Origin of the sequence: Lachnoclostridium phytofermentans ISDg (assembly GCF_000018685.1) — a bacterium.
Lineage (GTDB): Bacteria > Bacillota > Clostridia > Lachnospirales > Lachnospiraceae > Lachnoclostridium > Lachnoclostridium phytofermentans.
In genome coordinates this window covers 2747040-2770560 of record NC_010001.1, presented here as the reverse complement: position 1 = coordinate 2770560, position 23521 = coordinate 2747040, and the positions used below count along the sequence as shown (strand labels likewise).

At 34.3% G+C, this 23521-nt stretch carries 24 protein-coding genes; 15 read left to right on the top strand and 9 right to left on the bottom strand.

Annotation, left to right across the window (positions count from 1 at the left end; all coding sequences use genetic code 11):
* The first annotated feature begins 564 nt into the window (after positions 1-564).
* Positions 565-1977 carry a hypothetical protein gene (locus CPHY_RS11630; RefSeq protein ID WP_012200266.1) on the top strand — a complete coding sequence of 471 codons (1413 nt, stop codon included), beginning with the start codon at positions 565-567 and terminating at the stop codon, positions 1975-1977.
* A 677-nt stretch (positions 1978-2654) separates the two neighbouring features.
* Here the strand turns inward: CPHY_RS11630 and CPHY_RS11620 are convergent.
* Genes CPHY_RS11620 through CPHY_RS11610 form a run of 4 tightly spaced genes read right to left on the bottom strand, consistent with a single transcriptional unit; the run spans position 2655 to position 4419 of the window.
* Positions 2655-2963 carry a hypothetical protein gene (locus CPHY_RS11620; protein ID WP_012200265.1) on the bottom strand — a complete coding sequence of 103 codons (309 nt, stop codon included), beginning with the start codon at positions 2961-2963 and terminating at the stop codon, positions 2655-2657.
* 1 nt (position 2964) lies between these two features.
* Positions 2965-3210: a hypothetical protein gene (locus CPHY_RS20830; protein WP_049762377.1), complete on the bottom strand. Its 246-nt coding sequence runs from the start codon at positions 3208-3210 to the stop codon at positions 2965-2967.
* A gap of 4 nt (positions 3211-3214) precedes the next feature.
* Positions 3215-3511 carry a hypothetical protein gene (locus tag CPHY_RS20825; protein WP_012200264.1) on the bottom strand — a complete coding sequence of 99 codons (297 nt, stop codon included), beginning with the start codon at positions 3509-3511 and terminating at the stop codon, positions 3215-3217.
* A gap of 44 nt (positions 3512-3555) precedes the next feature.
* Positions 3556-4419 (bottom strand): hypothetical protein, encoded by an 864-nt coding sequence (locus tag CPHY_RS11610; protein ID WP_012200263.1) that lies wholly within the window; start codon positions 4417-4419, stop codon positions 3556-3558.
* 14 nt (positions 4420-4433) lie between these two features.
* On the opposite strand from CPHY_RS11610, the gene CPHY_RS11605 reads away from it, so the two are divergent.
* Together CPHY_RS11605 and CPHY_RS11600 are read left to right on the top strand one after the other, a co-directional pair.
* Positions 4434-5024 carry an RNA-splicing ligase RtcB gene (locus tag CPHY_RS11605; RefSeq protein ID WP_049762375.1) on the top strand — a complete coding sequence of 197 codons (591 nt, stop codon included), beginning with the start codon at positions 4434-4436 and terminating at the stop codon, positions 5022-5024.
* Complete coding sequence (locus CPHY_RS11600) at positions 4972-5358, top strand: hypothetical protein (RefSeq protein WP_041703573.1); 387 nt, start codon at positions 4972-4974, stop codon at positions 5356-5358. The genes CPHY_RS11605 and CPHY_RS11600 overlap by 53 nt, the downstream gene beginning before the upstream one ends.
* 341 nt (positions 5359-5699) lie before the next feature.
* Here CPHY_RS11600 and CPHY_RS22665 read toward each other — a convergent pair whose 3' ends face one another.
* Positions 5700-5807 carry a putative holin-like toxin gene (locus CPHY_RS22665; RefSeq protein ID WP_081428537.1) on the bottom strand — a complete coding sequence of 36 codons (108 nt, stop codon included), beginning with the start codon at positions 5805-5807 and terminating at the stop codon, positions 5700-5702.
* A gap of 459 nt (positions 5808-6266) precedes the next feature.
* On the opposite strand from CPHY_RS22665, the gene CPHY_RS11595 reads away from it, so the two are divergent.
* From CPHY_RS11595 to CPHY_RS11580, 4 genes are all read left to right on the top strand, one after another.
* Entirely contained in the window at positions 6267-7370 is a 1104-nt protein-coding gene (locus CPHY_RS11595) for a galactose ABC transporter substrate-binding protein (RefSeq protein WP_012200262.1), read from the top strand.
* Between the two features lie 72 nt (positions 7371-7442).
* On the top strand, positions 7443-8942 hold the full coding sequence (locus CPHY_RS11590) for a sugar ABC transporter ATP-binding protein (RefSeq protein WP_012200261.1): 1500 nt from the start codon (positions 7443-7445) through the stop codon (positions 8940-8942).
* 15 nt (positions 8943-8957) lie between these two features.
* A complete protein-coding gene (locus CPHY_RS11585) occupies positions 8958-10040 on the top strand; it encodes a galactose/methyl galactoside ABC transporter permease MglC (RefSeq protein WP_012200260.1) in 1083 nt (360 codons plus the stop codon).
* A gap of 299 nt (positions 10041-10339) precedes the next feature.
* Positions 10340-11005 (top strand): InlB B-repeat-containing protein, encoded by a 666-nt coding sequence (locus CPHY_RS11580; protein WP_012200259.1) that lies wholly within the window; start codon positions 10340-10342, stop codon positions 11003-11005.
* A gap of 45 nt (positions 11006-11050) precedes the next feature.
* Here CPHY_RS11580 and CPHY_RS11575 read toward each other — a convergent pair whose 3' ends face one another.
* Entirely contained in the window at positions 11051-11938 is an 888-nt protein-coding gene (locus CPHY_RS11575; protein ID WP_012200258.1) for an AraC family transcriptional regulator, read from the bottom strand.
* A 601-nt stretch (positions 11939-12539) separates the two neighbouring features.
* On the opposite strand from CPHY_RS11575, the gene CPHY_RS11565 reads away from it, so the two are divergent.
* The 5 genes from CPHY_RS11565 (at position 12540) to CPHY_RS11545 (ending at position 16740) form a co-directional block, all read left to right on the top strand.
* Entirely contained in the window at positions 12540-13787 is a 1248-nt protein-coding gene (locus tag CPHY_RS11565) for a galactokinase (RefSeq protein WP_012200256.1), read from the top strand.
* Between the two features lie 72 nt (positions 13788-13859).
* A complete protein-coding gene (locus tag CPHY_RS11560; RefSeq protein WP_012200255.1) occupies positions 13860-14663 on the top strand; it encodes a CPBP family intramembrane glutamic endopeptidase in 804 nt (267 codons plus the stop codon).
* 392 nt (positions 14664-15055) lie between these two features.
* Complete coding sequence (locus tag CPHY_RS11555; RefSeq protein WP_012200254.1) at positions 15056-15409, top strand: GntR family transcriptional regulator; 354 nt, start codon at positions 15056-15058, stop codon at positions 15407-15409.
* Entirely contained in the window at positions 15402-16097 is a 696-nt protein-coding gene (locus tag CPHY_RS11550; protein WP_012200253.1) for an ATP-binding cassette domain-containing protein, read from the top strand. The genes CPHY_RS11555 and CPHY_RS11550 overlap by 8 nt, the downstream gene beginning before the upstream one ends.
* Positions 16090-16740, top strand: coding sequence for a hypothetical protein (locus tag CPHY_RS11545; RefSeq protein ID WP_012200252.1), 651 nt, complete (start codon positions 16090-16092; stop codon positions 16738-16740). Before CPHY_RS11550 ends, CPHY_RS11545 begins: the two co-directional genes overlap by 8 nt.
* Before the next feature lie 207 nt (positions 16741-16947).
* Here CPHY_RS11545 and CPHY_RS11540 read toward each other — a convergent pair whose 3' ends face one another.
* Positions 16948-17919: a serine hydrolase domain-containing protein gene (locus CPHY_RS11540; protein ID WP_330370915.1), complete on the bottom strand. Its 972-nt coding sequence runs from the start codon at positions 17917-17919 to the stop codon at positions 16948-16950.
* 214 nt (positions 17920-18133) lie between these two features.
* Here CPHY_RS11540 and CPHY_RS11535 point away from each other — a divergent pair, with 214 nt between their 5' ends.
* Positions 18134-18355 carry a hypothetical protein gene (locus tag CPHY_RS11535; RefSeq protein ID WP_012200250.1) on the top strand — a complete coding sequence of 74 codons (222 nt, stop codon included), beginning with the start codon at positions 18134-18136 and terminating at the stop codon, positions 18353-18355.
* A gap of 184 nt (positions 18356-18539) precedes the next feature.
* Here the strand turns inward: CPHY_RS11535 and CPHY_RS11530 are convergent, their stop codons facing one another.
* Positions 18540-19391, bottom strand: coding sequence for a helix-turn-helix domain-containing protein (locus CPHY_RS11530; protein ID WP_012200249.1), 852 nt, complete (start codon positions 19389-19391; stop codon positions 18540-18542).
* Between the two features lie 123 nt (positions 19392-19514).
* Here CPHY_RS11530 and gap point away from each other — a divergent pair, with 123 nt between their 5' ends.
* Positions 19515-20516: a type I glyceraldehyde-3-phosphate dehydrogenase gene (gap, locus tag CPHY_RS11525; protein WP_012200248.1), complete on the top strand. Its 1002-nt coding sequence runs from the start codon at positions 19515-19517 to the stop codon at positions 20514-20516.
* A gap of 366 nt (positions 20517-20882) precedes the next feature.
* Here the strand turns inward: gap and CPHY_RS11520 are convergent, their stop codons facing one another.
* The gene (locus CPHY_RS11520) at positions 20883-22205 is read right to left on the bottom strand and encodes an aminotransferase-like domain-containing protein (protein ID WP_012200247.1); all 1323 of its coding nucleotides are present in this window, start codon (positions 22203-22205) and stop codon (positions 20883-20885) included.
* 150 nt (positions 22206-22355) lie between these two features.
* Here CPHY_RS11520 and CPHY_RS11515 point away from each other — a divergent pair, with 150 nt between their 5' ends.
* Positions 22356-23273, top strand: coding sequence for a DMT family transporter (locus CPHY_RS11515; RefSeq protein ID WP_012200246.1), 918 nt, complete (start codon positions 22356-22358; stop codon positions 23271-23273).
* Positions 23274-23521: the final 248 nt, after the last annotated feature.

Sequence of the window (23521 nt, the reverse complement as noted above, 5' to 3'; positions counted from 1 at the left end):
TATGAAAGGGATATTGATATAGAAATTAAAGTAATTGGTGATGATTTTGACGACGTATCAGAATTAAAAGTAAGATTAACGGACAGTTACTCGGGTTCTAAGGATATTAGCTATATATCACGATGTATTATAAAAAGCTTAATATAGCCAAAATTTTTGTCATTTTTATAAAAATACTTATGTTCAAATTTATGAAAGCCTTAAATAGGATGTACCAGCTCATAGGAAAATGAAAACCCTGCCGTCTTTGATCTGGATTTTCATTATTAAGGGAAAGTTAAGCATTTGATGATTAATAGGGATTCATCCTGCTTTATATGATGTTCAAAAATGACGTATATGGGAATTTCAAATTCATATTGTACCATCTTGTGGTATTGAGGTTGCGTATAGATTGATGTTTTTTATACTGGAGGATAAATACAGAAGTTATTGTCGTTAGACAGTTGTAATAATAGGTAAAATATGGTAATATTGAATTGGGAGCAATCGAGACAGGGTGTGTTAGCCTCTCGAAAGGGAGGTGATGCCAATGAATGATGTTACATATAGTAATTTATTTATATGAAACGTTTATTGAGTATTCTAATAGTTTTAAGTCTTATGTTCACTATGAGTAACACGGTTTCAGCTGAAACTACAAGCACCTTGAAAACTGAGATTCAAACCGGTGGTATATTAATGTCTGCTTCTGAGTTCAGAAACATGTTTTCTGGCGATCCGGCAAGCAGAATGCCAGCTACATTTGCAAAATCTATCTCCGATACTAATATTTCAATAAGCAATATAGTTATAAGCGGTGAAGATGTCAACTTTATAGCAGTTTTATCGATTAATAATAAAACAATTAATCTCCCTGTAAAAGGAAGGCTATCATCAAGTTATAAAGCACAGCATGGCATCAATAGTACAATTATTGATATACCTGATTCTATTGAAGGATATAAGTTCTTGCTTTTTGAAATCTATAATGATACTAAGGAAGACAATCTATTGGTTAGTACTCAGAACGAGAAGAAAGAACTTTCGACTAGTCCTCATTTAAAAATATATTTGCAGGATAAAGATGATACCCTTTATCTTTTTGAAACTGCAATGCCTTCTGCATTTTCCATGCTTGATGCAAGTAATTACCAAAAAGCAAACAAATTTAGAGATGCATTATGGGCAAGTAGCTTAGTAAAACACGAAACATTGGAGCTGCCGACAGATAGTACAATCCTTGAGGAACTTGGCCTCGGTGTAAAAACTAGAGGACTTAATACTTGGACTACATGGGTAAATCCCACTTCTTATTATGATTCATTTTATATAGGGTCAGATTTAGTTCAATGCTATTCAGTGCCGTATGTTGAATATAGACATGTAAATGTTCGCTCTCAGGATTCTACTTGGGCTGCAGCTTTTAAAGTAGCGGAACATGCGAATATTGCTGGTAATATATATCATGGTACTAATGTTTTTGAATATAGGAATGTAAAGATGGCTTTTGCTTGTGGCGATAAATCCACTTTCATTCGATCATTTCAAGAGGGCAGGGTTTATGACTATACGGCAATTTTTCCTGCAGTTAAGGGAGTTGGGGAAAGTATAGCTGTAAGCTTATTAAATAAAGCTGTAAGTGCTTTACCATACGGTTCAACATTCCAAACAGTTCTCGGATATATAAATACAATAAGTTCAGCAAATGGCAAAGTTACACTAGGTAGTACGGGTGTTAGTCTGACCAACCGTAAAACAACCGCTGTTGGCGAAAAACTTACTAAATATTCATTTGAAGAATGCACTGATTATGATGGGAAAATTAACATCGGGCACTATTTTACATATCAGGGTGTTTTACAATATGAAGCAGCATCTGGTAACACCAATACTGTTGGGGCTCTGGCAGTTGAATTTGATAAATTCTATACAGGCGATTACTCATCTACGCCAATATCAAAGAACTTCCAGTTGGACTATTCATCGCAGCCATAATATAATATTAAAAAGAATCAATAAGAATTTTTTGCTCACTGTGAGGAGGTGATTGCATTGTTCTCTGAATTAAAAAAATTATTAAATGTATTCATAGTGATTTCAACGATAAGCGGAATATGTTCTGTAATAGCCCTTATTTTACTCTATGATAATAGAATTCTTTTACAAACAGATTTTAAGCCATTCATTTTAATATGCAGTTACCTAATTTTTTCTGTACCAATTGTCTTTATTAGTCTTACTGTTGTATTGAAAAAGATTATTAGGATACTAATTTCCAAGGATTCTGCTTTGACCGAACGCTTAAGAGATATTGAAAAAAAACAGAAGTAACATTATTATCATATAAGATTTATGAAGTTCTGTTATCAGAATCGATTAATGGCTTCTTGCAGCTAACCCCTTTGAGCATTGGTCAGATGCTTTTAAAGGGGTTAGCTGTTATATTGAGTAAAATTTTAACTAAAAGAGTAATTTATTTTTTATAGATAGGTAGGATATATATTTAAAAAAACTTATTGTAAACCTTTCGAATAAAAAGGCAAAATATTACTTTCATTAAATCAGAATATTAACTTTTTACTTATTTCATCTTCCTAAAGCAATAAATTTGACTATAGATATCAACGATAAGGTATAACTTATAGTATTTTCATATAGCTTAGTGTTTTCAATTATTTTACACTATAAGGATATAAGAGTTGATACTGTTTGTTAATTCGTTCCTCTATCTGCTTAAGCATCTGATCCGGTCCAGTTACTTTCAGAATCGGACCGAAGCTTAGGAGTTTTATTAAGAGTTCTGTTTCATCCTGCAGATCATACCATAACGTGGCCGAACACTTGCCGCTTTCATCGTCTATTATAGTCTGTTTTTTATAACTTGCGAATTCCATCATAAAGCGCTCTATCCCATTTCGTTCGCCAGTAATTTCAATTGTAACAGGCTCGATACAGCGCTTCCATTTAAAAATGCGAGCCATGTTAACAGGATCCGGGTAAACATTTATCTGTCATATAAATATGATATATTCGAGATAAATTGATTGTACCAAGAGATAATGGTTTTGTACCATTCATTTTTGTTACATAAATACGGAATCTATCATTCTTCTGTGAGTACTCCAAGCGATAAGGAAGATAGTCACCGGTAATAAATTGCGGTGAGTTTTGTAATATTTTTGAGGTAACAGAATAATAGCAGCTGTATATTTCTGAGAAAAGCTCCATGATTTCAATCCTCCTTTGCCTTGTAAGGAGGATTTTCCTCCTTTGTCTTAGTAGGAGGATTTACCTCCTTTGTATCCTTACTATATAATCTTTTCATGCGATATATATCACGATAAAACTTTTTAATTACCTGTTTGTTTGATCCTTCAATCGAGATAATCCGTCCAATATAGGTCTTTACCCAATTCATCATCTCGTTTGTATCAAAAACCTGAACTGAATAGGAGTAGGTATTATCGCAGATGCGAGTTATTGTACCGTTTCTGCCCTCTCGTTTTATACGTTCCGATATATTGCTCATGTTGTTCATTAATCTCTATAGTCATCTTAAATTCTTCATATTGTTTAGTTCGATCTGTAGATCCAAAAGACACACCCCAACAAAAATGGACTATTTTTATCAAATTTCTCTTTGTAATAATCATATTCTTCATATATAGAGAGTGATTTGACTGATTTGATGTTATCAAGGCGAAAGGCTTGAAAGCGCTTCATATTAGGAAGATACATTAAGATGTATCTTCGACCGGTCTGTGTTGATATATATACTTTCATTGGAATGCCCTGAATGATAGTTTCTTGCTTGCTTTTTCCGAAATTAAGCAGCTCTATAAGGCATCTACCATCAATTGCATCTAAGAGAGCCAATAGAATATTATCTTCAAGTGTATGTACAATAAAATGATGCTTGTATAGAAAGATATCATTTTTGATATTCATATGATCCAACAAATAACTTCCTACCACACCGAAAGGAGCAGCCTCTGAGAAAAAGGTAATCGCATCTATTAGTTCTTTCATATCAGAGCAAAAAGTATCAGGATAATCTTCAGTCAGGCTGTATCGTAGCATTTTACCGTGCTTTGTCTGTAGAAGAATGCCTTCCGAAACATATTCCCTAAGTTTCAGGCGAACTGTTTGGGTATCAAAAATTTTACCATAGCGGTGACATATTCCGTCAGTAATTTCTTCAACTGAAAGCCCCGGTTGCTCCTTTAAAATATCAAGTATAAAAAAATGTAGGCAAATATCATTATCTGTAAAGCTTTTTGATTTATAAGCTTTATAGAGTGGATTTGCAGGAAGCTGTCCACTATCTAATGATATAGTTATCTGTTTTCCCTTTTTTGATGTACCAAACGTAACCAGATCACCTAGCCAACTCTCGATACGGCGTTTTTCGTTATCATAGGTACGAAGTAACAACAAAGGAGCGATGCATTATGTTCGTATATTATGAAAAAGGAAATACGTTACGCCCAATAAAAATTTGGCTGGATAATGTTGACGATATAGAAGAATCTTGTAAAGAACAGGCAATGAACCTTGCAAGACTGCCATTTATACATAAATGGGTTTGCTTAATGCCAGATACACATACAGGAAAAGGAATGCCAATCGGAGGTGTAATAGCAACGGAAGGAGTAGTAATTCCTAATGCGGTTGGTGTAGATATTGGATGTGGAATGGGCTTTATACAAACCAATATTCCGGTAAATCTGCTTAGGGATACAATGACGGGTAGCGGTACGTTGTTACAGGCAATCATTAGCGATATTCTTCGAAACATACCAACGGGCTTTAATCGTCATAAGCAGCCGCAGGAAAGTGATGTCCTAGATTTTGCTAAGAATGAAATTGAGAAATATTCAATGGACAGCGAATTATTGATGCAGATTGATGAGGGATATTATCAAGTAGGGACTCTCGATGGTGGTAATCATTTTATAGAATTACAACAGGATGAAGAAGGATTAGTCGATGAAAATACTTTTCTTTGCAAGAGATATCAGAGGTGGCCTTGGGGAGCGTAAAATCTTCCGAATCTGTATGAATTGGCTTTCCTTAAACTATCCGAAAACAGTATTAAAGAATATGGATTATGTATCTGAATATGGTAGGTACGATGATTTACTCTCACTTTTTGGAACCTCCTGCGAGAGTTCAGTAATGGACTTAATATCCAAACAGATATCGGATGATATCAAGGCGATGCAGGAAGGACAAAATAATATTTCCTTTATAGCAAAATGGCTTCCTAGTTCATCACCTAAAATATTTGATATGGTAAAATCAAGCGAGCTGGACCCAATGAAGCTAATGCTTGAGATAATTGACAGTGAACGATATCAGAAAATTACGGCTTAGTTAAAGCAATAGTAGTATGATATTCTAAGAGCCTAGGTGACATATATACAGTAGAATGAAAGACCTGCCACACTATGTGGCAGGTTAAACAACTCACTGTTAAAAAGGGGAGTATAATGTAATTAGAAGCATGAGTTATAAGAACCGGAGACGATAAGTGTGGCTTGAAAAGAATAATGAGTTCCTCTTGCTTTGGTTCAGTTTATTTTCTTATAGGAAGTCTTTACTTTTCCTTTAAAAACAGCTATAATATAGGTAACAGGAAACATAAGTTAAAAACTTATGCTTGCCCAAAATGTGATAAAAAATGATTATCCGTTACTTTGGAGGTTGCGGGATAATCATTTTTTATTGTGCATTTTTATTAATACAACAATAAATGTGAGTAACGCTATGATGAGCATACCGAAACTTATCATTAAAGATAAGGCATCCGAAATAGTTATCATAAGGCTCACTTCCTTTCTATGTAATATAGTGAAAGAAGTTCACCTCCTCCTATGAAAGTATAGAAGGGCAAGACTCGAGATTATCCTACGTTCCTGTTACCTTGAGGATAGTATAGCATAAAATATGGAATAAGTCGAGAAAAAACGAACATATGATCGCTTATAGAAGCAAATATTTTAAGGAGAGTCTTTCTAGTAAAAACTTATTTAATTATTGATAAAATAGATTTTATAGAAACAACATAACTGTGCCTACTGGAATTAATAAAATAAAATACACCTGTTAATATGCACAAAATACAGTAACTAAACAATATTTAATTGTGCAATATAGTAAAATATTATACCCTTTGTGTAAGATATTGTATATATTTTTTAACCTACCTTCCATATAATAATTCTTGTAACTAAGCGAAACTAAACAGTTTTGTACAACAATTATGATTGGGAGGTATTTTTATGAAAAAGTTTTGGGCACTCATGCTAGTAGCAGTTATGGTGTTTAGCCTTTCGGCTTGTGGAGGAAGCAAAGGCACATCAGGTAAAGGATCTTCTTTAAATGTAGGTGTATTTTACTATACATATAGTGATACCTATATTTCAAGTGTTCGTACTGCACTTGATAAATCACTAACAGATGCAGGTATCAAATATCAGAATTATGATGGAAATAGCAATCAGACTACTCAGAATGAGCAGATTGATACCGCAATTAGTCAGGGAACAAATTTATTGATTGTAAATATTGTAACATCTGGTTCTATGGATGCATCTAATTCAATCGTAGAGAAAGCAAAGGCTGCTAAAATTCCAGTAATTTTCTTTAACCGTGCAGTAGAATCTGATGAAGATGAAGGCAAAGTGTTAGGAAGCTATGATAAATGCGCATTCGTTGGAACAGATGCACCGGAAGCTGGACATATGCAAGGGCAAATGGTAGGCGATTATGTAGTAAAGAACTTTGATGCTATTGACTTAAACGGTGATGGCAAAATCAGTTATGCAATGTTCATGGGTCAGTTAGGTAACGTAGAAGCTATCTATCGTACTCAGTTTGGTGTAGAAGATGCGGATAAAGTAATCACAGCAGCTGGAAAGCCTGCATTACAATACTTTGATTCATCAAACTCTGATAAATATCAGGTTGACAAAGATGGTACTTGGTCTGCATCAGCAGCAAATGACTATATGACAACAAACCTTGCTCAGTACAGTGAAGCTACAAATAATATGATTGAGTTAATTATCTGTAATAACGATGGTATGGCAGAAGGCGTTATCTCCGCACTCAATGACAAAGGATATAACTTAGGAACTGCTGATTGTAAGACTATTCCAGTATTCGGTGTAGATGCAACAGATGCAGCAAAACAGTTAATCGCAGATGGTAAGATGACTGGTACGATTAAACAGGATGCTGTAGGTATGGCAGATGGAATCGCTTATCTTGCTAAGAATATTCAGAATGGTAAAGATTTAATGGCTGATACAAGTAACTTTAACATTTCTCCTAAAGTAAGCAACAAGATTTACATCCCATATGCTGCTTATATCGGTGAATAATAAAATCTACGTGAGAAGTAGCTGCTGCTTAGGCGGCAGCTGCTTTTTGCAGAGTAAGTAAGGAGGATGCCGATGGAACATAATGTGCTATTACAGATGACAGATATATGCAAAGAATTTCCTGGCGTAAAGGCACTGGACCAAGTATCTCTCACCGTTAAAAGTGGAACCGTACACGCACTCATGGGGGAAAACGGTGCTGGTAAATCTACTCTGATGAAATGCTTATTTGGAATGTACAATAAAGATTCTGGTTCCATTAAATTGAATGGAAAAGAAGTAAATTTTAAGAGTTCAAAGGAAGCATTGGAACATGGTGTAGCGATGGTGCATCAGGAATTAAATCAAGCCCTTAAGCGTAGCGTTATGGATAATCTTTGGCTTGGCAGATATCCAAAAACTGCCGGACTTATAGTAAATGAAGAGAAGATGCTAAGGGAGACCAATGAAATATTTAAAGAGCTTGGAATCGATGTAAATCCTAAGAAAATCATGAGTACAATGCCGGTTTCTCAAAGACAGATGGTAGAAATCGCAAAAGCAGTTTCTTACAAGAGTAAGATTATTGTATTTGATGAACCAACATCATCGTTAACGGAGCAGGAGGTAGAACATTTATTTGAGATTATCAATATGCTACGGAACAGAGGTTGTGGCATCATCTATATCTCTCATAAGATGGCAGAAATTCTAAGGATTGCGGATGAAGTAACTGTTATGAGAGATGGTACTTGGGTTGCTACAGAACCAGCAATTACTATGACAACAGAGAGCATTATTAAACTTATGGTAGGTCGTGAACTTAAAAATCAGTTTCCACCAAAGACGAATACTCCAGGCAAAGTAGCCCTGGAAGTTGAAAATCTCACAGCGAGATATTCTTTGTTAAATGATGTATCATTTCAGGTTAGAAAAGGTGAAATTGTAGGGTTAGCTGGATTAGATGGAAGTGGAAGAACGGAAACGTTAGAGAATATATTTGGTATCGCTACAAGAAAAAGCGGCGTAATTAAAATAGAGGGAAGAGAAGTTAGTAATAAAAATGCAAGAGAATCTATTAAAAATGGGTTTGCTTTATTAACGGAAGAAAGAAGAGCTACTGGTATCTTTGGAATATTAAATATTCGTGAAAATACGGTTATCTCAAGTCTTAAGAAGCATAGAAAAGTAAGGTTTTATTTAAGTAATAATTCGATGGAAAAGGATACGAAATGGTCTGTAGATTCCATGAGAATTAAAACACCTTCTCAACTTACGAAGATTCGTTCCTTATCTGGTGGTAATCAACAGAAGGTTATCTTAGGCAGATGGCTTTTAACAGAACCAGAAGTACTCATGCTGGACGAACCGACGAGAGGTATAGATGTTGGCGCAAAATATGAGATTTATCAGTTAATCATTGATCTGGCGAACAAAGGGAAAGTAGTTCTGATGGTATCCTCTGAGATGCCAGAGTTACTTGGGGTTTGTGACAGGATACTCGTTATGAGTGGAGGTCAGTTAGCTGGAGAAGTAGATGCTAAAAATACAACACAAGAAGAAATCATGGCGCTCGCTGCAAAATATGTTTAGAGGAGGTTCTAGCTTATGAATCCTATACAACGTTCCATCGGAAATATCAAACAAAATTATTCAGATTATAAAAGCTTAGAAAGTAAAGGTAAAATAACTTTTTGGAAGGAATCACTATTAAATAATGCATTATACATATTATTGATTATTGCAATTATTTATACTTCCTTTAAGAATAGTAACTTCCTTTCTGCACCATCCATTGTAAATATCATCAGTCTTTCCGCTGCAAACTTACCAATTGCTTGTGGTATCGCTGGTTGTATTGTACTGACAGGAACGGACCTTTCCGCAGGTCGTGTAGTTGGTCTTACCGCATGTATTTCCGCTTCCCTATTACAAGCGGTAACTTATGCGACAAAAATGTTTCCTAACCTTCCAGTACTTCCTATACCTGTAGTTATAATAATTGTTATACTTGTTGGTGGAATTGTCGGTTGGGTTAACGGATTTTTTGTTGCTAAGTTTAAGCTTCATCCATTTATCGTAACTTTGGCAACACAGTTAATCATATATGGTTTCTTATTAATGTACATGATGATTAATGGTAACAATGGCCAGTCATTATCTGGTTTAGATGAAAGATTTACGAAGTTTGTTAAAGGAAGTGTGATATCGGTAGGAGGCGTTGCGATACCAAATTATGTATGGTATGCTTGTGTTGTAGTTATCGTTATGTGGTTTATATGGAATAAGACCACATTTGGTAAGAATATGTTTGCAGTAGGTTCGAATCCAGAAGCTGCAAATGTATCTGGCGTTAATGTTATGAAGACTACGATTCTAGTACATACATTAGCAGGTGTTATGTATGGTGTTACTGGATTTATTGAAGCAGCACGTATCGGTTCCAATACCGCGAATACTGGTTTGAATTATGAGAGTGATGCGATTGCAGCTTGTGTTATCGGTGGTGTATCCTTCGTTGGTGGTACCGGTAAAATAAGTGGAGTTGTCATGGGTGTATTCTTATTAAGAATTATCTTTGTGGCATTAAACTTCTTATCGATTAATATGAACATGCAATATGTCATTAAAGGTTTAATCATCTTAGTGGCATGTGCGATTGATATGAGAAAGTATTTGGTACGTAAGTAAGTTAGAAAAGGAATGGTTGATAGATTTCTTGGTAGTAGAAGTAATATATTAGATATAGTTAGGTAGCAGATGATAAAAATGAAAAAGTAATTAAAACGATAAATATGATAATATCATAAAATAATATAGCACTAAAATTGATATAGTTATAAAATCAATAAAATCATTCTACTATAGAAAGATTTTATGAAACTACGATATTATCAAGATACTGGTAACAACCTCTTTCACCTTGCAACAGGATACTTATCTTAGATGAGCATCCTGTTGCGCCATTTTAAAAGGGAGAAAATCAGAACATGGATAAACATCAGGAAGACAATCATCAGGAAGACAATCATCATGTGGAAAATCATTATGAGGAAAATAAAATTTCAGAGGCAGTTATGCTAGAAGAGGAACGTAAAAAATGGTTTGGAAGAGGAATCTATGGTAGTAAGGATGTACCAATCCGTCTATTAGATGGTCTGATCGCAACATTTATCATAGCAATTGTTGTTATGGTTATTTACTTTGCTATGAATGGTGGATATAGGGTTAGATTTCATACATTTGGTGGAAGTGAAGTAGCGTCACAGAAACTTCGTTATGGTGAATTGGTAGCAGAGCCTGAGATTCCAATCAAACCAGGTTATAAATTTGAGTACTGGTATCAAGAGGAAGAACCCAATCTTATATGGAATTTTTCTGTGAATAAGGTTGGTGGCGACTTAATTCTTTATGCACATTGGGTACCCGCAAAGATCCTAGTAAAGTTTGATTTGAATGGCGGTACAACTACAGAAGGTAGTGAGGTACTGGAACCAAAGGAAGTAGTGTTTAATGAAACATATGGTGAATTACCGACGCCAGTCAAAAAAGCCTCAACCTTTACAGGTTGGGAATATAGTGGAGCTATAATAACATCGGATTCTACTGTCTGGATGACAGGAGAGCATGTTTTGAAGGCGGTATGGAATGAATAAGAAGTGTGAAATAAAAGCATTTCACACTTCTACTGAAATGATTACTTAAGATAAATTCTTCTTTCTATATTTCGTTGGAGAGCAGCCTTTTATCTTAGTAAATACTTTAGAGTAATAGTTAGAATCATTAAATCCAACAAAGTTCGCTATCTCTATAATAGAATACTGAGAATCAGCTAGATAATTTAAGCTTTTCTCAATCCTGTATTGTAAGATAAATTCAAATAGAGAAACTTTCATGTAACGTTTAAAAAGTCTACAACACTCACTTTTACATAGATGAATATGTTCCGCAATTTCTTCCAGAGTTAATTTCATAGCATAATTATTATCTACATAAGATAATATACTGCGAATTCTGTCATAATTCCGCTTATCATAAGGTGTCATTGCAGGAGCTGAGTTGTTATGTAAATATAAAATTTTCCAAAGTTGCTGAAGTCTCATTAGGATATCTAATTCATAAGAGGCTTCTTTGTTCTGCCCAATTGCAATAATTTCCTTTATAATCTCAATAATATTGTTATGCCATTCTTCTGAATAATCTAACTGAATTGCTGATAAAGAGAAGTTCTGAGTGATAGGTTCCACGTACTTACGATAAGTAATGCTGTTTTCATATCCATAGATTAGTTTTGGATCAAACGTGATGGAGATATACTCGCAATCTTTATTCTCAAATTTCGTACCTGTGTGAAAGGAACTCACATTACCAAACAAAGCTTCACCCTCATGAAGATGAAGAGGATGATCATTCACTGTATAAATCATATCACCTTTTACAATTAATGTGAGCTCGATTTCAGGATGCCAATGCCACAAAAAGGAACCTGATTCATACTTTGATAATCGTTCATAACTAATCAGAAAAGGAAACTGATCATTACCATGTTCTTTCATTTCTTTGTGAAATTTATTCGTAATAATCTGCATAAGTAACCTCCTTTGTCATTTCTAACAATCAATATATTACTGATTACGCAAAATATAATAGCATATTCCTAGATGAATCTCAATATATTACTCTTTTATCGTATTTTCTTTAAGGATTTTTTATTAAAAATTATTATAATGAATTCAGGGTAATCATAAGAAACTTGATAACAGAGAATCTGTATTACATACTCTATTTTTGCAAATGGTTATCTGTACGCAGACCTTGAAATAAAGTAGCATATTGGCGCAAAATAAGGTAAGATAAAATTAAATTACTACGACGTTAATTTTATAAAATCAGTATGAGCGACAATTTAAACTTGAAAGGTGGCGATGCGTGTGTTACTCAAATTAAAAAGATTTATGGAAATAACAATATGTTCGTGTATTGGCGTATATCTAGGAAAAATTATTTGGATATGGATAGATTACCGAAATAATCAAGAGCTATATGCTTTATATTCAACACCATGGTACACTCAAATTATTATTAATTCAGTAATAGCAGGTTCGATTATACTTATTGAATTGATTGTATTTCTATTTATCCGTTATAAAATTAAAAAAGATAAAAAGTAAAGTAAAGGAGATTTTGAATATGATACATCCTAGTATAGAAATACTGAATAAAGTCTATGGAGAATGTGAGACTAGCATAAAGCGTTACGAAGCTTTATCACAACAGTTTATGGAACATTTTAATTCCGAGCAGATGGAATTTTTCTCTGCACCAGGAAGAACAGAAATCGTTGGTAATCATACAGATCATAATGGTGGGAAAATTTTAGCTGCAAGTATTACATTGGATACTATTGGTGCCGCGTATCCGAATAATTCAAATATCATCTCAATTTTCAGTGAAGGTTATGAGAATGAGATTCGATTGGATTTATCAAAGATAGATGAAGTTCCTATCAATCAAGGTTCACTTTCCTTGATTGCAGGTATGATGAAAGCTACAACAAATTCAGGTTTTAAGGCTGCTGGTTTTAACGCATACATATCAACCAGTGTAATTAGTGCCGCTGGAGTAAGTTCATCTGCTTCTTTTGAGATGTTGATTTGTTCTATTATTAACTACTTTTTTAATGACAGCAAAATGAGCTATATTGATTACGCAAAGATTGGTCAATATGCAGAAAATAAGTATTGGAGCAAAGCATCTGGATTAATGGATCAGATGGCATGTGCGGTTGGCGGAACGATTTCCTTAGATTTTTCGAATGATGTGAAGTATGAAAAAGTGGACTTTTCATTTTCAAAGATTGGATATGACTTAATCATTGTAAATACAGGTAAAGGTCATGCAGATTTAAGTCAGGAATATTCTGATATTCCTATGGAAATGAAAGCAGTCGCTAACAAGCTAGGTGGGACCTTGCTTTGTGATAGTAACTTACCTACCTTTTTGGAGCATTTTAAAGAGCTGGAAGAAAGTCTTGAAAATGACAGAGCATTACTTCGTTCTATGCATTTTTATGAAGAGAATCGAAGAGTAGAGGAAGCGATACAAGCAGTAGCAGATCATAATGAGAAGCACCTCCTAAAGATTATTGAAGAATCCGGAAACTCTTCCTGGAAGTGGCTGCAAAACTGCTATGTTGCAACAGATAATAAAGACCAAAAGATTAATTTAGCACTTGCTTTAACAGAAATTTTCATAAAGAAAATAGGAGATGGCAGTTGCCGTATTCATGGTGGAGGATTTTCAGGTGTTATTATGAGCATTATTCCAAAAGTAGAAACTGCTAATTATATAGATTATATGTCTAAGTTCATTGATCAGAAAAATATATATCCTATGAATATCAGGGAATATGGAGCAATTCATTTGGATAAACTTTAATTTATTCGATGAAAGTCAAAGCGTCCATTTATTAATATTTAATGTATACTTCAAAAGTGAGGTGAAGAAATCGTGACAGACAAAAAAATCATAGTACACTTTACGATGCTGACATTTTGCATAGCCTATCTTGCGTCAGGTTCTTTGATAGCTCTAGGGCAATTCGGATTTTCGGTTAACTCTACGGTTCAAGAATCATTACAGAACTTAGGGATGAATATTCCTTTTGCAATCTATATTTTGTCACCCGCTATTGCTTCATATATCGTTCTGAAGAAAAATAACAAAATAGCAGATTTTAAGGAATGGCTGAAAACAGTTTTCTACGTCAAAAATAACATATCTCTTTATTTGTTCGTTGTTGCAGGGCTTGCACTGTATTTTTTGATACATCTTGCAGTTTCAGGCCGCACGGAAATGGTGCTTCCATTTTATATGTTTTTCCTTTCCCTGCCTGGTAATCTTATTATCGGCGGCTTGGAGGAAGCTGGCTGGATGTACATTTTACAGCCTGAGCTAGACAAAAAATATGGCTTTGTTTTATCTTCTGTTTCTGTCGGAGTAATTTGGCTTTTATGGCATCTCCCTCTCTTCTTCATTCCGGGGACGGGGCACTACGATGGATACATTAGCTTTTGGATGTTTGCAGTTCAACTCATTGCGTTTCGGTTTTTCAACGGGGCAATTTACAAAATATCAGGAAAAGGTCGTGTGTTTATGTGCGTATTATTCCACACCATTTTCAATGCGGCATCCCCTGTCTTTGGCATCCTGCCTATGACTTGGGCGGGAACCATTGCCGCAAATACTGTGATTGTTCTTGTTTCAATTGTGACCGTTGTAATATACGACAGAAAGAAGAGGCGAATAGCATAAGAATTTGTTTGTTATATAGTGGTTTTAGTCAGCAAAAGCTAATCTCAATTATAACGAAGAAAAGGGGTGTTACGGAACTAACCTATGTTAGTTCTGTAACACCCTTTTTCGTATCCATTTTGCTTACACTAAATCGTCCCTATGATACGGTGGACTTAAGAGGAAGCTGTTGTTTTTTGTTAATAGAAAGGAAAGCTCACGAAGTATTCTTTTATATTGCTGACAAAGAAAGTTCATTTACTTTTTATGTCATAGAAAAAATAATAGCCGCATACATATATACATAAGTAACACAGTGATACGGGGAGAAAATATGGAGGAGGAATAAGAGAACAAGTCATAGAGTAACGTATTTATTGGAAATTAAACTTTGGAAGATGAGGAGATTAGGAATGGGTTTTCGTTCAGATATGCCGATTTATCTACAGATAAGTATGCAATTAAAGGAGAAAATTCTAAATGGTGAATATAACAATGATGATAAATTACCTTCAGTTCGGGAGTTATCGGTAATTTATGAAGTAACGGCGTTAACAATTCAGAGAGCATTAGCGCAATTAGAATTAGAGGGTGTAATATATTCAAAAAAAGGGGTAGGTAGTTTTGTAAAACCAGGATGCCATTTGCACCTGGAACAACAAATGGTGATAGAAAAGACGAAAGAATACGTAAACAATATGAAGAATTTAGGGCTGAGAGATAATGATATATTTGAATTAATAAAAGGGGTGATTAAGAATGAATGATGTAATCCGAGTCGATAATTTGATGAAAAAATATGGTAGGAATGTAGTATTTAAGGATATTAGCTTTACGATTGAACCTGGTCGTATCATTGGTTTAATTGGAAATAATGGATTAGGAAAAACAACTTTACTTGACATTATAGGTGGTTATCGAAAACAAAGTCGTGGGAGAGTTTTTTATAATGGGAGAGAGACAAATAAAAAAGAAAAAGAGAGTATCGCTTTAGTTGACCCAAAACAATTATTTCCATTCTTTACTGTCTCGATGGCAATAGACTACTTCACTGATTTTTTCGATGACTTTGATCGTAAATGTGCCTTGAGATTATGTGAGCAACTAAAGCTTGATCAAAAACAAAAGATACAAAAATTATCAAAAGGAAACCAAGAGCGATTATGTTTATTATTAACACTATCAAGAAAGGGAAAATTGTATCTAATGGATGAACCTTTTGCTGGGATTGATCCTCAAATAAAATATGATTTAAAGAAAATAATACTAGAAAACAAACCAGAGGATGCAACAATCATTATTGCAACGCATTTATTGAAAGAATTAGAATTCCTATTTGATGAAATCATCATTTTAATGAAAGATAAAGCCATTCTCCGTAACTGTGATGAAATTCGTAGTATCCACAAAAAATCAATAGAAGAATACTATTTGGAGGTGATAACTCATGTTTAAGGTATTGAAATGGGATTCAATAAAAAGGTGGTATCATATTCGTCTATTTTTATGTTTAAGTATTATAGCTGATATAGTATTAGTTATCTTACCTCGCTCGGCACGTAATTTAGTACCTTTTTTTTCTATAATTATTTTATTTCAGTTTATATTTGTTGCAGTAAGTTGCGTTTTTAATTTTGTTATTGATGATTTATCGCCATTGAAAAGGCTGACATTAATCAGAAATGTTACCTTTTTAGAAATATTTCTCGGTAAAGTTATTAGTAATACATTCTGGTTATTTACATCATTTACAATTATGTGGATTACGCAGGAACTAGAGATAAAATTTAATACGAGAAATATGTCTTATTTATCGATTAAACTTTCAATGAGCACTTTTAAATTTGGTGTATTATTTATTTTAGTTTATCCAATTGTTTTGTATGCACTTTTTCTCCTTTTAATATCAATACCGTATTTTAAAGAATTCGAAACGTATGTATTAGCAGTACTTTTAATTGGAGGGTTTATTGTAAATGCTAAGATGAGTAAAGCAAATCCTTTTAGTGACCTGGTCTATGTTATTTGTACTGCAATATCTCTCTTAGTGTGCTTTTTATATCACTATAAATTTAAGTATTATCTTTTGGCGGAATAAATAAAAGGAATGAAGAGTTATGTTCAGTGATACAAAGTTGACTTTTATATATGAGAAAGTTTGAAACTTTGCTTCGAGAAAAATTCATTTTAGATGAAAAATGATTATCAAAATTATTTGAGTAAGTGTATCTGAAAAGGAAGCTGTCAAATTAAAGTTGGCAACTTCCTATTTACACATACTAGTAATTATAATAAGTTTATAGGATTATTCCTGGCTTGACACTTTCCTATATCCAAAGAATTGTGGTATACCATCATCACCTTCTGCCAAAACGTAAGGATTTATTTGTTCTTGATATCTTCGTGCAAATCTACCATTCCCAACATGATATATTTCAATATACAAATTTCCTTTAAATCTTGTGAAATATAGTTTACCATTGATTTCTTCAACTTTTATCTTTCCTTCTAAATACGTACCACAATACTTTATCTTATCCTCAGCACTTATTGGAATTTCTACCAGCTTTTCAGGAATTTTTTTATCAATATTATGAAGCATATCTGAAATTGAATCACCAAACTTATATTGATTTAAAGATTCGTTGTTAGATAAAATAATTATACATAAGTTCTCATCGAAAAAATTCTGTATATAAGTCTGGATTCCCATATGATCACCGCCATGCCAATATTTATCGGTCCCGTACACAGTACTATGCTGTAATCCATAACAATAAGTATTTAAGTTCTCCTGAAAGTACCAATCATATTTTTTTTCAGATATTAGCTTTTTATCGCGTAAACAACAAAACCATTTATAAAGATCTTCACATGTAGATATAATGGCTCCTGCGCCAATACTAAATTTTTCGTTATAATAAGGGGCTTTTACCCACTTATCATAATCACGGGAATAGTTATCTGCCTTATTAACCAGAACTCGTATGCCATCGTCTACTTCCGTATTGTTCATTGATAACGGTTTGAATATGTTTTCTTTGAGGAATTCTTCATAACTCATACCAGTCACATTTTCTATAATCCATGCGAGTAAATTATAGTTAGAATTATTATAATTAAATCGTGATCCTGGCGTCTCTACTGGTTGCCGAAGTATATATTTATGAAAAAATTCTATCTGTGAGTAAACTTTTCTATCATCACCAATAAACAGATCATCGTCAAAAGAATAATTATTGTGTAGACCTGAAGTATGGGATATTAAATGATGTATTGGTATTTCATTTGGTATCTGTAAATCTTCAGGAAGTTAGCTGTTTGCTGATTTATTAATATCTATTATCTTTCTGTCATAGAGAATCATAATTGCAAATGCTGTAAATTGCTTTGTCATGGAAGCAATAGTAAAGCGTGTAGTTTTTATATCAAGTGAAAGTTCGCGCAGCATGCATTTATAAGATATTATGCTATTAGTCAGGAGGTACGGTATGAAAAAATTTATACTTGGATGTATGATTTGTATTATAGGATTTATAAGTGCCTTCTTTTGTTTTACTTATGCAGTGATGAATCCATGTATATACAATGGCATTGGAGGACTAAAAGGAGACTTACTAGGGGCAGACCTTTTAGAACCTTTTGGTGCATCGCTATTTATAATGGTAATTGGACTAGGCATTTGTGGGTGGGAAGCGTATCGAAAGAAATAAGTTTTTGTGAAAGCATTACCCAGCAAGATATATAGACGAAATTCTTTAATAAAGTGAGCTTATAAAAAAACAACAGCTAGTGTTAGGAGGAAGCTGTTGTTTTTTGTTTATTAGAGTAAGGCGGCTTTGTGGATTATGCCAAAACCCGTCCTGTGTTTGAGGGATATAATTCGAGGAAATCTGTTTAATAATGCTGAAGATTTCGATGAGTGTTCCGAAATGCTGTGGGTGACATTTCTCTTTTGGCTGTAAATTGTTTTATAAAGTAAGTATCATACTGAAATCCGATGGAACGGGCAATTTCATCTAAGGTCATATCTGTATGAACGAGAAGATCCCCTGCAACCTTTAACCGATATGATAGTAGATATCCCATAGCGGTACACCCACATCTTTTTTGGAACATTTCATTGAGCGATATACGATTCAAATGTGCACAATTCGTTAAATCTTCCAATGTGACTTTGCCCGGATAGTTTGTGTGTATATAATCTAAAGCCAAATCAATAGGAGATTGCTCGATTTGATGGTTTAAGTCCTCAAGTAGCCTTAAAATCTGTATAAGATATTTTTTAATTCTGCATACCCAAAGTGCATTACTATGTGCATACACTTCTGTTCCCAGTATAAAAAACCATTCAAACAGTTGAGGAAATGCTTTGCTAGTTATATGAAGTATACCAGTTTGGGAATTGTCCCTTTGAAAAAGTGAAAGACCGACTTGTATCTTTAAGTTGCTTGGCTTGTATGTTTGTGTTTCAAAAATTCGGGATGTTTTGAAAAAATCGGGATGAAAACTAAAGGATTGTGCGGAGATATTATCCTTGTTGATAACTTGCAGTTTATCATCCATAGACAAGCATAGAACGCCAGGGGCAGAAATTTCTATTGGTCGTTCATTCAACTGCGCCTTTATAATCCCATTTGTAATAAATATCAGAGTAAACCGTTCTGGATAAGGAAGATTTTCAAAATCTTCGACTGCTGCAAATTCAATATCTACGCTTCTATTTTTATATTGGTCATATTGTGGCATAGCACTCTCCTAACAGATAGTATAGTTAGATACTTCGTTTATAACATTGTAGCACAAAAAGTCAAGTGATATAATAAAAATGCGTTGAACACGAGGTTTTATTAAGAAAGGAAGGTGTCTATTATGGATATTAACATTGCAATAAATGGCTTCGGCCGAATTGGAAGGCTTGCGTTCCGGCAACTTTTTAATGAGGAAGGATATAGGATTGCTGCCATCAATGACCTTACAAGCCCCCAAATGCTTGCACATTTGCTAAAATATGATACCACACAGGGACAATACAACAAAGCAATTAGCTACAATGAGAACAGCTTGATTGTGGACGGTGTGACTATTCCAATCTATGCCCAAAAAGACCCCAGCGAACTACCGTGGGAAAAATTACAAATCGATGTGGTTCTGGAGTGTACGGGATTTTTTGCATCAAAAAGTGCGGCCGCCGCACATATTAATGCGGGCGCAAGAAAAGTATTGATATCCACCGCTGCGGGAAAAGATGTTCCCACTATTGTTTACGGTATCAATGAACACACCTTGACAAAAGAAGATACCATTGTTTCAGCAGCATCTTGCACCACGAATTGTCTTGCTCCAATGGCATATTTCTTGAACGAGCTAGCACCTATCAAGAAAGGCTTCATGACTACAATTCACGCCTATACAAATGACCAGAATACCCTTGATGGCCCCCATGCCAAAGGTGACTTGCGTAGAGCACGCTCTGCAGCTGGAAACATCATTCCTACGACTACCGGAGCGGCTAAGGCTATTGGACAGGTGATTCCAGCCTTAAACGGAAAATTGGATGGAACATCTCAAAGGGTGCCGATTATGGCAGGCTCACTCACAGAATTGTCTGCGGTAGTGGAAGGCTCCGTTACAGTGGAACAGGTGAATCAGAAGATGAAGCAATCCCAATCAGAGCAATACGGATATACAGAGGAACAGATTGTATCGTCGGATATAATTGGCATGAACTATGGTGGATTGTTTGATGCAACACAAACAAAAGTAGCAGAATTAGGAGCAGATACGCTGGTGAAAATAGCCGCATGGTATGATAACGAAAACTCTTTTACTAGCCAAATGATTCGTACTGTAAAATACCTTGCAGAATTATAATTTATCGTCTCTAAAGTTTATAGTCAGCTTAGTTTACTCCTGTTTATATTGTTATCGGCCAATACTTTTATTGTGATCTATTACCAATAACATTAGTATTGGTAGGTAATTATATGCGCGCTTTAAGGGCCTTTCAATGGCAGTCGAGAGATTGGAGGGCCTTTTGTGTGCAAAAAAGTATTATATTTGCTGAGGGAGAGGCTGCCACCTTACTGTGATGGCCTAATATAGCAGGCAAGCTTCAATTTCATAATCTCGTGCATATGGATGCAATTACCGAAACCCCAAACAGCGAGATAGACAGCGAACAGACGGAAGCCCTGCCTGCTATTTAGCGAGTATAGTGCTTTCTGCCTATTTTATCTGCTACATAACTTCATTACTGATAATCTCAACAGCACCCTCAATTTTTTCAATATCTATATTAGCAATATCAAGTTTTAATCTTTTATCATTTTGATTATTTGTGTAGTAGTGCTTTTCCAGACCCTCAATGATTATACCTTGCTTGCGCAGAGAATTTATTAAAATAGATTTATTCATAGAGGTGGGTAATTCCAAAAATGTCTTTGCTCCTTTAATCTTCGTTTGGGGTAGCAACCAATCAATTTTATGGAGTTTAAATGAAGCTACTAGCTTTTTTGTTTTTTCATCATAAACTTTTCTGACTTGATGAATATGTCTGCTGAACATACCGCTTTTGATATAAATGTCTAATGCTCCCTGTGAAAACATGGAGCTATCAATATCTATCAAGCGTTTGTATTCTGCAAATAGTTCACAAATAGCTTCCGGGAGTACCGCAAAGCCAACTCGTAAACCCGGAAACATTATTTTTGAAAAACTTTTCAGATAAATAACTCTCTGATTTATATCATAAAAGTATAATGGTTCGGCTTTTAAATCCGTTTCAAAGTCGGCTAAATAGTCATCTTCAACCAAATAAACATCATATTTGTTTGCTAGAAAGATAATCCGATTTTTTTGTTCTTTGGTGTAAGACACTCCTAAAGGATTATGAATGCGAGGCATAAGGTAGAAAAACTTTATATCTCCGGTACGGAAAATTTCTTCTAGTTTATTAATATCAATCCCATGAGGTTCTCTTTTTATTGTGGAAACAGGTATATTCAAAATTTTTAATGTTTGTATGAACAAATGATAACCCGGTTCTTCGATTAAAATATTCCTTTTATTGTTTGGAAATGGTATTTGACACAAAATATTTAATGCTTGTTGCACACCTGAGCAAATAACAATGTTTTCACTATTGCAAAAAACTTTATAGGATTCAAGAAGCCGCTTTGCTTCATCAATTAACGATGGGAGGCCACGGAGGGTGCCGTATTGAAACAAGTCTTGTTGATAAGTGTCAAAGGCCTTATTAAGACAGTGCTGAAAATCGGAATACGGAAAGTGACTCCAGTTTGGAGCGGTGTTAGTGAAATCAAGCAATTTACTGCCTTGAACCTCACCGAATGTCTTTTTCACAACATAATACCCGCTTTTAGGAACGGAATAGATTAGATGCTTCTTTGTTAAGTCTTCAAGGGCTTTTATAATAGTACTCTTGCTGCATTTATAATCTTGCGATAATGCTCGAACAGATTGCAATTTATCGCCCTCGTTTAAAACAGATGAATTTATAAGTTCTTCCAATTCATTCGATATTAAAATATACTTTTCCATTTTTTACACTCCTGTACCGGTACAGATTGAACTTATGCCTATTGTATCAGATATTTTTCCATAGTACAATGTAATCAGCAGTTCAGGATAGGATGCAGTTTGATAGCAAGATTGATACTGGCTGCAATTTCAAAAAAAAGGATGATTATTATGAGAAATTCTACAAAAGCCTATTTAGCTATTACACTTCAATCACTAATTATAGGTTTTTCGTTTTCTGTCGTTAAGGTTGCTTTGAACAGTACAGATACCATAGGATTATTGGCACATAGATTTACAGTGACTGCTATTTCCGTTTTGTTATATAAGTTTTTTAAACCAAACAGCATAAGTGTTAGTTTATCAGATTGGAAGAAAGTAGCTCCCTTTGGACTTGCTTATCCCGTTGTTTTCTTTCTGTTCCAAACTCTTGGTCTGACAATTATAACCTCTTCGGAAGCAGGGATTGTATATGCAATTTCTCCTATTTTGACATTCATTGTCGCAAGAATTGTGTTGAAAGAACGTGCCAATAGGCCACAAACTGTTTTCATGATTTTATCTGTGTTAGGTGTTATTTTTATCAACACAATGAAGGGATTTAACATAGGAAATTACAGTTATCTTGGATTCCTATTTATTTTAATGTCTGTTGCGTCATTTTCGATTTACAATGTATTTATTAAAAAGCTATCCAAAGGCTATTCTGCTATGACGATAGTATATGTTGTAAGTATTTGTGGCTGTGTTATTTTCAATTTAGTTTCAGTCATTCAACATTTGGTGGTGGGCAACCTCGGAGCATATTTTAAACCATTTACAAATCTGTCTTTTGTTTTGTCAATCTTATATCTGGGTGTTATTGCTTCTTTCATCTCTAGCATTCTTTCAACGTATGCGTTGGGAAAATTAGAAGCAACGACGGTAAGTCTGTTTAATAATGTAGCGACGGTTGTTAGCATTCTGGTTGGAATTGTGTTTTTACACGAGCAATTAAACTATTATCATTATATAGGAATTATTGCGATTTTAGTTGGGACAATCGGATTCAACTTATTAAAATCACCACAAAAGGATATTAACAAATGAACTGATTTAGTAAGAATTGTGAGGATTTCTGCACACTATCGGCCAAGTATATTAAAAAATTAATGCAACTCCAAAATTTCAAAAAATTCAAGAGAATTTTCATCGATGTACTTTAAATATATCAGATAGCAAAAAAATAATATACTTGTAATAAAAATATGGTAATGTTTACAATTAGTAATGCCTAAAATCCGTCTACACAAGTAGACGGATTTTTTATGGTAAGGAATAGTTAGCGAAGTATACTT